Source organism: Sphingobium sp., from assembly GCF_033795625.1.
GTDB lineage: Bacteria > Pseudomonadota > Alphaproteobacteria > Sphingomonadales > Sphingomonadaceae > Sphingobium.
Map to the genome: position 1 here is coordinate 68763 of NZ_JARYGI010000003.1, position 9454 is coordinate 78216.

General features: G+C 62.7%; 9 protein-coding genes. 3 read left to right on the plus strand and 6 right to left on the minus strand.

Annotated elements, in window-relative coordinates; all coding sequences use genetic code 11:
• Window positions 1–45 precede the first annotated feature (45 nt).
• The 3 genes from rpsI to QHC67_RS02470 all read right to left on the minus strand — a co-directional run bounded on the left by rpsI (window position 46) and on the right by QHC67_RS02470 (window position 2250).
• On the minus strand, window positions 46–582 hold the full coding sequence (rpsI, locus tag QHC67_RS02460; protein ID WP_319290561.1) for a 30S ribosomal protein S9: 537 nt from the start codon (window positions 580–582) through the stop codon (window positions 46–48).
• Window positions 582–1061 carry a 50S ribosomal protein L13 gene (gene rplM / locus QHC67_RS02465; RefSeq protein ID WP_319290564.1) on the minus strand — a complete coding sequence of 160 codons (480 nt, stop codon included), beginning with the start codon at window positions 1059–1061 and terminating at the stop codon, window positions 582–584. The genes rpsI and rplM overlap by 1 nt, the downstream gene beginning before the upstream one ends.
• A gap of 136 nt (window positions 1062–1197) precedes the next feature.
• The gene (locus tag QHC67_RS02470; RefSeq protein WP_319290566.1) at window positions 1198–2250 is read right to left on the minus strand and encodes a COX15/CtaA family protein; all 1053 of its coding nucleotides are present in this window, start codon (window positions 2248–2250) and stop codon (window positions 1198–1200) included.
• A gap of 132 nt (window positions 2251–2382) precedes the next feature.
• Here QHC67_RS02470 and QHC67_RS02475 point away from each other — a divergent pair, with 132 nt between their 5' ends.
• The 3 genes from QHC67_RS02475 (at window position 2383) to QHC67_RS02485 (ending at window position 4731) form a co-directional block, all read left to right on the plus strand.
• Window positions 2383–2760 (plus strand): MerC domain-containing protein, encoded by a 378-nt coding sequence (locus QHC67_RS02475; protein WP_319290741.1) that lies wholly within the window; start codon window positions 2383–2385, stop codon window positions 2758–2760.
• 88 nt (window positions 2761–2848) lie between these two features.
• A complete protein-coding gene (locus tag QHC67_RS02480; protein WP_319290569.1) occupies window positions 2849–3691 on the plus strand; it encodes a methyltransferase in 843 nt (280 codons plus the stop codon).
• Between the two features lie 83 nt (window positions 3692–3774).
• A complete protein-coding gene (locus QHC67_RS02485) occupies window positions 3775–4731 on the plus strand; it encodes a DMT family transporter (RefSeq protein ID WP_319290570.1) in 957 nt (318 codons plus the stop codon).
• On the opposite strand, the gene QHC67_RS02490 is transcribed toward QHC67_RS02485, so the two are convergent.
• From QHC67_RS02490 to ftsA, 3 genes are all read right to left on the minus strand, one after another.
• On the minus strand, window positions 4728–6509 hold the full coding sequence (locus QHC67_RS02490) for a tetratricopeptide repeat protein (RefSeq protein ID WP_319290572.1): 1782 nt from the start codon (window positions 6507–6509) through the stop codon (window positions 4728–4730). The two genes, QHC67_RS02485 and QHC67_RS02490, sit on opposite strands and share 4 nt — an antisense overlap.
• A 111-nt stretch (window positions 6510–6620) precedes the next feature.
• The gene (gene ftsZ, locus QHC67_RS02495; RefSeq protein ID WP_319290574.1) at window positions 6621–8072 is read right to left on the minus strand and encodes a cell division protein FtsZ; all 1452 of its coding nucleotides are present in this window, start codon (window positions 8070–8072) and stop codon (window positions 6621–6623) included.
• Between the two features lie 119 nt (window positions 8073–8191).
• Window positions 8192–9454, minus strand: coding sequence for a cell division protein FtsA (ftsA, locus tag QHC67_RS02500; protein ID WP_319290577.1), 1263 nt, complete (start codon window positions 9452–9454; stop codon window positions 8192–8194).

Here is a 9454-nt window from a genome sequence, read left to right on the forward strand (position 1 = left end):
GATCCCATGAGGACCGCCCTTTCCGAGGTTGATATATTCTCGAAATCAGCGCTTCGAGAACTGGAAGCTCTTGCGGGCCTTCGCCTTGCCGTACTTCTTACGCTCGACGGCGCGGCTGTCGCGGGTCAGGAAGCCTTCGGCCTTGACCGCGCTGCGCAGCGCAGGCTCGTACTTGGTCAGCGCCTGGCTGATGCCGTGCTTGACGGCGCCTGCCTGACCGGAAAGACCGCCGCCCTTGACGGTCGCGATGACGTCATAGGAGCCGACGCGATCCGTGACGGTGAACGGCTGGTTCAGAACCAGACGCAGCGTCGGACGGGCGAAGTAGATTTCCTGGTCGCGGCCGTTGATCGTGACCTTGCCCGAACCGGGCTTGATCCATACGCGGGCAACGGCGTCCTTGCGGCGGCCGGTTGCGTAGGCGCGGCCCAGACCGTCGATTTCCTGCTCGCGCAACGGCATCGTCGGCGCTGCGGGCTGTACGGGAGCCGAAGCTTCCGCAGGCGCCGAAGCAGCGGCGGCGACCGGCGCTGCCGACGTCAGTTCGGCGAGGTCGGAGAGTGACTGGCGGTTATCGGACATTATGCACCCACCTTGTTCTTGCGGTTGCGCGACGCGAGGTCGAGCACTTCGGGGTTCTGCGCTTCGTGCGGATGCTCGGCACCGGCGAAAACGCGCAGGTTGCGCATCTGCTGACGGCCCAGCGGACCGCGCGGAATCATGCGCTCGATCGCCTTCTCCAGCACGCGCTCGGGGAAACGGCCGTCCAGGATCTTGGCAGGCGTGGTTTCCTTGATGCCGCCGGCATAGCCGGTGTGCTTGTAGTAGATCTTGTCGGTCATCTTCTTGCCGGTGAACTTCACCTTGCCGGCATTGATGATGATGACATTGTCGCCGCAATCGATATGCGGGGTATAGCTCGGCTTGTGCTTGCCGCGCAGAATGTTGGCGATGATCGAAGCCGCACGGCCTACAACCAGGCCTTCTGCGTCGATCAGCACCCATTTCTTGTCGACCGTAGCCGGGGTCGCCGACTTGGTCGTCTTCATCAGCGCCTTCATGGGCCGAATCTCCTGTTGAATACGATCCCGATGGCGAAGCCGCCGTTCGGGGGATGCGCGCTAATGACGGCACATGGCCCATAAGTCAAGCTATAGCGCGGGTTTCCTGACGGGTATTATGATACCATCAGGTTTCTCAGCGGCGTTTTGCCCCTATCGCATGGGCGCTCCACGCCGCGCTGGCGACCACCAAAGCGCCGACTGCCTGATGCAGAACCGCAAGCGGCAAGGCGATGCCGCTGATGACCGTCGCGATGCCCAGCAGCACCTGCGTCCCGACGCTCGCGTTCAATGCGATCGACGCCCCGCGCGCGCCTGCCCGCTTCGCCCGCCGCGCCAGCAGGATCAGCACACCCGCCGTGACGAACGCCCACCAGCGATGAATGAAGTGAATGAGGAACGGGTCATTGCTGACCGTGCTCCAGAGCGAGCCCAGCCACTGTACGCCTTCGGGAAAGAAGTGGTCGTTCATCAGCGGCCACGTATTGGCGACATAACCTGCGTTGAGCCCCGCCGTATAAGCGCCGAACAGGAGCTGCACGAACAGCACCAGTGCCGCCAGCACCGCAAAGCCCTTCAGCCGCGCCGGAAGCGCCCGCGTGTCCGCCGCTTGCCCCAGCAGATCAAGCGCCGTCCACACCAGTCCCGCCAGCACGAACAGAGCCGTCAGCAGATGCACCGCGAGCCGATAATGGCTGACATCGGTCCGCACCGAAAGGCCGGACGCCACCATCCACCAGCCGATCGCCCCCTGCAGACCGCCCAGCATCAGCAGAGCGAACAGGCGCGGGCCATATCCCGCCGGGATCGCCCGCTTCCACGCGAACCACGCCAAGGGGAGCGCGAACGCCAGCCCGATGACGCGCCCCAGCAATCGGTGCGTCCATTCCCAAAAGAAGATGAACTGGAAGTCCGAAAGGCTCATGCCCTTGTTGATCTCCCGATATTCGGGGATCTGCTTGTACTTCTCGAATGCGTCCATCCAGTCCGCGTGCGAGAGCGGCGGCAGCGCGCCGCTGATCGGCTTCCATTCGGTGATCGAAAGACCCGATTCGGTAAGGCGCGTGATCCCGCCCACGACGACCATGGCAAAGACGAGGACGGCAACCGCCAGCAGCCATGCGGCTATGGATCGCGGACGGGGCGAGGAACGGCGCGAAAACGCCGATTGGCTGAGCGACGCAGGCATGAGCGCGCTTCTGCGCCTGCCCCGTCCAGGTTTCAAGCAGTATCGCCAGCCGCCCGGCGTAAGCATGAACTGGCTTATTAATTCCCAATGTGATGTTGTATCTTCACGAAGATGCGCCTATGTCGCGTGAGTATGTTGCTCACCCTCCGCTCTGCATTGGAAAAAGGCACGGTCGACCGCATTGCTGTCGCTGTTTCCGGCCTGTGCGCAGCGCATTGCGTGGCAACTGTCGTCTTGCTGGCGCTGTTGGCGTCTGCGGGAGGTATCCTTGCCAACCCGTTGATTCACGAAGCTGGCATGTTTCTGGCGATCCTGATCGGGGCAGTGGCACTTGGCCACGGCGCGTTGAAGCACAGCTTCATGATGCCCGCTGCGGTCGGATCGCTCGGATTGGGCGTGATGGCCGGAGCGCTTTCGATGGATCACGGGCTGGAAGAAAGCGTCTACACGATCGTTGGAGTCGCCATTTTGGCGCTGGGGCACGAGCTGAACCACCGCGCGAGCCATTGACCCACCGATTCACAACTGCTTAGCCATTCTCCTTGCGCCCCAGGGCCCACCCGGTCATGATCGCGACTTCCCCGGAGAGGACCGACCGATGCGAATTCTCACTGCAATCACTGCCGCCACCATGTTGAGCATTGTCGCCGCGGTTCCTGTTGCCCTGGCGCAGCATGCGGCCGATCACAGCACTATGGATCATTCGAAGATGCCGGCCGCAAGCGTCCATGGAGCCTCCAGCGAAGCGATCAGCGCCGCTGTAGCCGCACCGAACCGGACTGCCGCCAATACCGCGCGCGACAAGTACCGTCACCCGGTCGAGACGCTGGCGTTCTTCGGCGTCACCCCCGCTCAAACCGTCGTCGAATATTCTCCCGGGGCGGGATGGTACACCGAGATCCTTGCGCCGCTTTTGAAGGACAAGGGGACTTTCTACGCCGCACAGGCTCCCGGCAAAGGCTTCGACAGCCTGAAAGCCAAGCTCGCCGCTACGCCTGATGTATATGGCAAAGTGAAGCTGGTGCCCTGGCCCGACACGGGCATCCCGGCGAATAGCGTTGATACCGTGTTGACCTTCCGGAACGTTCACAACATGGTGATGGGCGGCAAGGAAGCGGCCAGCTTCCAGGCATTCTTTGCGATGCTGAAGCCCGGCGGCACGCTCGGCATCGTCGACCACAGGCTGCCCGAGGCGCGGGACGTGGCCGCCGAGAAGTCGTCGGGCTATCTGAAGGTCTCCACAGTGCGCCGTCTCGCCGAAGCGGCGGGGTTCAGATATGTCGGCTCCTCGGAGATCAACGCCAATCCCAGGGACACGGCGGACTGGCCCAAGGGCGTGTGGACCCTGCCTCCCGTACTCTCGGAAGGCGATACTGATAAGGCGAAGTATCTTGCGGTTGGCGAGAGCGACCGCATGACGCTGAAGTTCGTGAAGCCATAAAGGGGCGCTCGGTCGGACATAGCCACCGGATCGCATCGCCGGAGCTGCATTGCGCGCCGCCGCAAACCGGGTAAAGCGGCGCCATGCACACCACAGCTAATCCTGTGCCTTCGGCTTCCGGTCCGGGCGCACCTCGCGAAGAACGTCCTTTCCTGGCGATCGGACTACGCCTTACCGCGATGCTGTTCCTCACGATCATGTTTGCTCTGGTGAAGCTTGCGGACGCCCATGGTGTTCGATTGCTGGAATCGCTCTTTTACCGTCAAGCCTTGGCGCTCCCGGTCGTCTTCAGCTGGATTTGCTTCACTCAAGGCCCAACTGCGGTCCGCACGCGAAAGATAGGGAAACACCTTAGCCGCACGGCGGTCGGCTTGACGGGCATGGTACTCAATTTCGGATCTTTCATACTGCTGCCTCTCACCGAGGCAACGACGATCGGCTTCTCCATGCCGATCTTCGCGACGATCCTTTCGGCATTCCTTCTGAAAGAAGCGACAGGCATTCACCGTTGGGCGGCCGTGCTTGTCGGATTCGCAGGGGTTCTCGTCATGGTGAGACCGGATGCCTCGCACTTCCCCCTTATCGGAGTATGCGTCGCGCTGGGAGCAGCCGTGACCACCGCATGCGTCAACTTGCTCCTTCGCGATCTGGGAAAGACCGAGAGCGCAGGCGCTACCGTTTTCTGGTTCACCCTGCTTTCCCTGCCTCCGCTGGGCGTCGCAATGATCTTCGTCGCGCAGCCTCATGACGCGATGACCTGGGCCATCCTCATCGGGTTGGGGATCAGCGGCGGAATCGCGCAATTGTGTATGACAGGCGCCTTGAAATGGGCTCCGGTCTCTGTCGTTCTGCCAATGGACTATAGCACCATCTTGTGGGCGACGCTGTTCGGATGGCTGCTATGGAATGACTGGCCGCTCGCGACGACATGGGTCGGCGCGATACTTATCGTCGCCAGCGGCCTTTATATAGCATGGCGCGAACATGTCCGGCTCCGACGGGGCCGAGCCTTGGCCATGGCAGCGGCAAACCTGCCCTAGTTGCTAGCGAGCGGAACGACTTCCTCGCCGGCTTCACTTTGCCAGGCGAAGACATCCGCGCCCGCCCTTTTCATTGTCGCTTCAAGGTCCTTTGCTTTGGCGAACGAGGAAAAGGGACCAACCACAAGGCGGTTTGTGCGTCCCCAAGCGGCGGTGTAGCCGCTCTGGCCAGACAGGCTGTCATACTTCTTGCGCAAACCACGAAGCGTGAAGCCGAGTGCGGAGATATTCTGTCCGGTGCCAACCTGAACCCAGTTGCGCGATGGGTTTTTCGCCAGCTTTGCCTTTTCTGCAGCGAGCGCCTTCGCCTTGGCGTCCGCCTCAGCCTTGACCTTGGCTGCAGCGTCCCGCTTCGCCTTTTCCGCCGCTGCCCGAGCCGCCTGACGCTTTTTTTCCTGCAACGCCACGAGTTCGCTGACGTCTACCGCAGCGACTTGCGTCCGCCTCTCGCTGTCAGGAACATTCAATTCGCGCATGATATCGGCAAGAGTGCGCGTCGCCACAGGATTTGGTGTTGGTGAATCAACTGCTCCGGAAGCCGCGGGCGTGGCGGAAATTGCGGGCTGCATCGGTGTTTGCTGCGATCTTGAAGCCGCCTGTGGAGCGGGTGCCGGGTCGATGGGCCCTTGCACCACGGCGTTGGAACCGGGCGAGGGCAGAACACGCCTCTGCACAGGCGCCGACGGGGCAGGCTCAGGAGAAGCAGCAGGAGGCGCCGGCCGTACGGGAACGGGATTTGCCTGCACCGGCATTACGGGAGCACCCTGTTGAATGACGGGCCGATCAGTCCGGCCAGGCGGCGCGACGGAGCGAGCACTAGGGCCGAGCGGGCCAGATGCCAAGGCACTGCCACTCGATGCTGGTTGAGACGGCGCTGGCTGTCGCACCGTCATATTGCCAACCGGCGCAGAAGGCGCTTCCTGGACCTGACGGCGCGGCGTTGCGGAAGGCACTGGCTGCACCGTTTTCGGAACGGCAACGTTATTGGAAGCAATGCGGACCCCGGCAGTGGCCGGAAAATTGCCGAAGTGCACCGCCGCTGCACGTTGCGCCGGTGTAAGCCCCGCCATGCGATCCATATAGGGCTGGATAGCATCGGCCAATGGCTTGGGCATGACCGTCTGGGTGATGGTGCGCGCCTGTTGCTCGCGCCCATTCATAGCAAGGACAAAGGCCCGATTGCGCCACGCCGCCCGGTCGTTCTTGTAGAGAAGCGGTTCGATCACCTTTTCCGAAGCATCGACTTGCCCTGAGATGCCCAGCGAAATCGAGTAGCGGCGCAAAAGCTCGGCGTCATTCGGCTTTGCGCGCAAAGCGACCTGATAATCGCGCTGCGCCCCGGCCTGATCGCCGGTCAGATCCCGGGCAAGCGCGCGATCCCCGATGAAACTGTCGACCGGATACCGCAGTCTCTCCGCCTGATCGAATAGCCGCAGCGCCTCGGTCGCATTCTGCAATTGCAACATCGCGCGCCCCAGGCCAGCCTTGATCCTTCCATTACCGCTCTGGATCTCGTCCGCTCGCGCGAAAAACCCGGTAGCTGCATTGGGATCGTTCAAGGAGAGAGCCGCTTCGCCCGCCCCGATCAGCGCACCGACATCCCGGGGGTTATCTCCCAGACGCGTCAGGCTCGCGTTGAGGCTGGCCGTCGCATCCGATGGCCGGACATCGAGCTGGGAAAAGCCGCCCGCCTGTTGAGCAAAGGCCGGGACTGCGAGCCCGATCGTTGCAATGCAGGCGCTACCGATAATCGCATTGAAGGAAGAACGCAGAGTCACAACACTGGTCCTTAGCCCGATCATCGGTGAACGGAAAATGTACGAAAACAACGTCATGCGGCAGAAGCTCGGCCCGCCCGGATGAACCGTGGGGGCCGAGACTGGAACGGGTTACTGGTTGTTCTGACGGTTAAGAAAACGGGGTATGTCGATGCCGCCGGGTTTGGCCTTCGCATCGGCATCAGCCGCCTTGTCCACCCCCCGCGAGAGCCCGGACATACGCTCGAACAGCGTTCCGCCGCCCGTTGCAACACGCGGCGCGGCGCGGGCGGGCTCTGGCTCGGCCACTGGCTCAGGCGCCTTGTCGCCGCCCAGCAGCAACTCTTCCTCGTCTGTCAGATCGGAGATCACTACCGGAGACTTCGGCGCTGCCAAGGGCGCAGCCAAAGGGGCTGGCGCGGGAGCAGGTTCCATTGACTCGGCAGCAGTGCCCAGGTCCAACGGCTCAGCCTCTTCTTCCGCTACCGGCGCGGCAACTGGCGCTGCAGCTACAGGTTGCGGTGCGGGTGGCGCAACGGGAGTGGAGACCGGCGTGGAAACCGCCGGGCGGTTCGCGAAGCTGAAGGGCTGCGATGGGGCAGCGGGTGCATTCGACGCTTCATGATCTATGCCGGTCGCAACCACGGAAACACGAATCCGGCCGTTCAGGCTGTCGTTGAATGCCGAACCCCAGATGATATTCGCGTCGGGATCGACCAGTTCGCGAATATGGTTCGCGGCCTCGTCGACTTCCATCAGGCGCATGTCCTCACCGCCGACGATGGATACGATGACGCCCTTCGCGCCCTTCATGCTGACGCCATCGAGCAGCGGATTGGCGATCGCCTTTTCCGCGGCCTGCAAGGCACGACCATCGCCTTCGGCTTCGCCAGTGCCCATCATCGCCTTGCCCATCTCGCCCATTACCGAGCGGACGTCCGCGAAGTCGAGGTTGATGAGGCCGGGCATGACCATCAGGTCAGTGATGCCGCGCACACCCTGCTGCAGCACCTCGTCCGCCATCTGGAAGGCTTCCTTGAAGGTGGTGTTCGGGTTTGCGACCAGGAAAAGGTTCTGGTTCGGGATGACGATCAGCGTGTCGACATGCTTCTGTAGCTCGTCAATGCCTGCCTCAGCGGAACGCGCGCGGCGCGAGCCTTCGAAGGTAAACGGCTTCGTCACGACGCCGACCGTCAGTATGCCACGGTCACGCGCCGCCTTGGCGATGACCGGGGCTGCGCCAGTTCCGGTGCCGCCGCCCATGCCCGCCGCAATGAAGCACATATGCGCGCCCGCAAGCGCTTCCTCGACGGACGCAATGGTTTCTTCCGCCGCCGCGCGACCGATTTCAGGGCGCGATCCTGCACCAAGACCTTCGGTGATCCGGGGACCCAGTTGGATACGGCGCTCCGCGGGCGAGGCATTCAATGCCTGCGCATCGGTATTTGCGACGATGAAGTCTACGCCTTCGACAGACGCCGCTATCATGTTGGCGATAGCGTTGCCACCAGCTCCACCGACCCCGATGACCGCGATGCGTGGCTTAAGCTCATCCACCTGCGGCGGGCCGAGTTCAATGCTCATATTCTTGACGCTCCCTCAGTCTCGCCCGGCACGCGGCGAAACGTAATATTTACTTCATGCACTAGTTGAAAAGGCAATTCATCACCTTTTTTGATCTTCGCTAAACTTGGCATAGACCTTCAGTAATTCGCTTTCAGTGCGCCCATCATCCGCTGCCACCATGCCGACGCACCCATCTTGTGCACGGTCTGGGGCGCTGGTGTCATGCTGCGCAGGTCCACCGGATTGGATGCGCCGTAAAGCGCCAATCCGGCAAGCGTGGCAAAAGCGGGACCACTGTGCGCTTCGGGCAGCGCAGCAAGGCCCCGAGGGCGGCCGATGCGTACGGCGCGGCCCAGCGCGCTCTGCGCATAATCGGCGATGCCCTTCATCTCCGCGCCGCCACCCGTCAGCACGACCTGTCGCCCGACCGGCGAATTGAAGCCCATGCCCTTCAAGGCGGCATTCACTTCCGCCATCAACTGATTGAGCCGCTCGCAGATGACGCCGACCAGCGCCGCGCGCGTGATCTTGCCCCCCTCGCCCGCTGCCACGTCGCCGGAAATCGGCGCGATCTCGATCATCTCCCGGAAATCGCGGCGCGATTGCATAGCCGAGCCATAGAAGCACTTCATCCGCTCCGCCTGACTGCGGCGAATGCCGAAGGCAGAAGCGATGTCGTCCGTGATGTCCGACGCACCGATGGGAATGGAATGGAGGCCCACCAACATGCCGCCGACATAAAGCGAGACATTGGTGACGCCCGCCCCAAGTTCCACCAGCGCCACGCCCAGGTCGCGCTCTTCCTCGGACAGACAAGCGAGCCCCGTGGCGATGGGTGCGGCTACCACCGCATTCACATCGAGATAGGCGCCACGCACGCACATCTCCATGTTCGCCAGCGGCGCGCCGTCGGCCAGCACGACATGGATGTCGACGCCCAGCTTGTCCGCGTGCATGCCGAGCGGGCGCTTCACGCCTTCGGTGCCGTTCAGCGTGAAGCATGTCGGCTGCGCATGGAGAACGATGCGGCCATCGGGATCGATGCTCTGCCTGCCGGTGGTGAGCAGATCGTCGATATCGGCCTGCTCCACGCGATAGCCGCCCAGCCCTCGCTCCACTGTCACCACATCGCTGACAAGGCTCCCGCCGGAGAAGGAGACCCACACATCCTCGATATTGAGGCCCGCCACGCGCTCGGCCTGCTCGACGGTTTCCCGCACTGCCATTTCCGTGCGCTCCATGTCGGCAATATAGCCGCGCCGAACGCCCCGACTTTCGCGCTGGCCGGTCCCCAGAATGGCAAGCTCGCCTGTATCCGTCTTGCCTGCAATCAGCGCCGAGACTTTCCAGGACCCGATGTCGATGGCGGTGATGAGTTTTTCGACTTTAGGTGGTGCCAT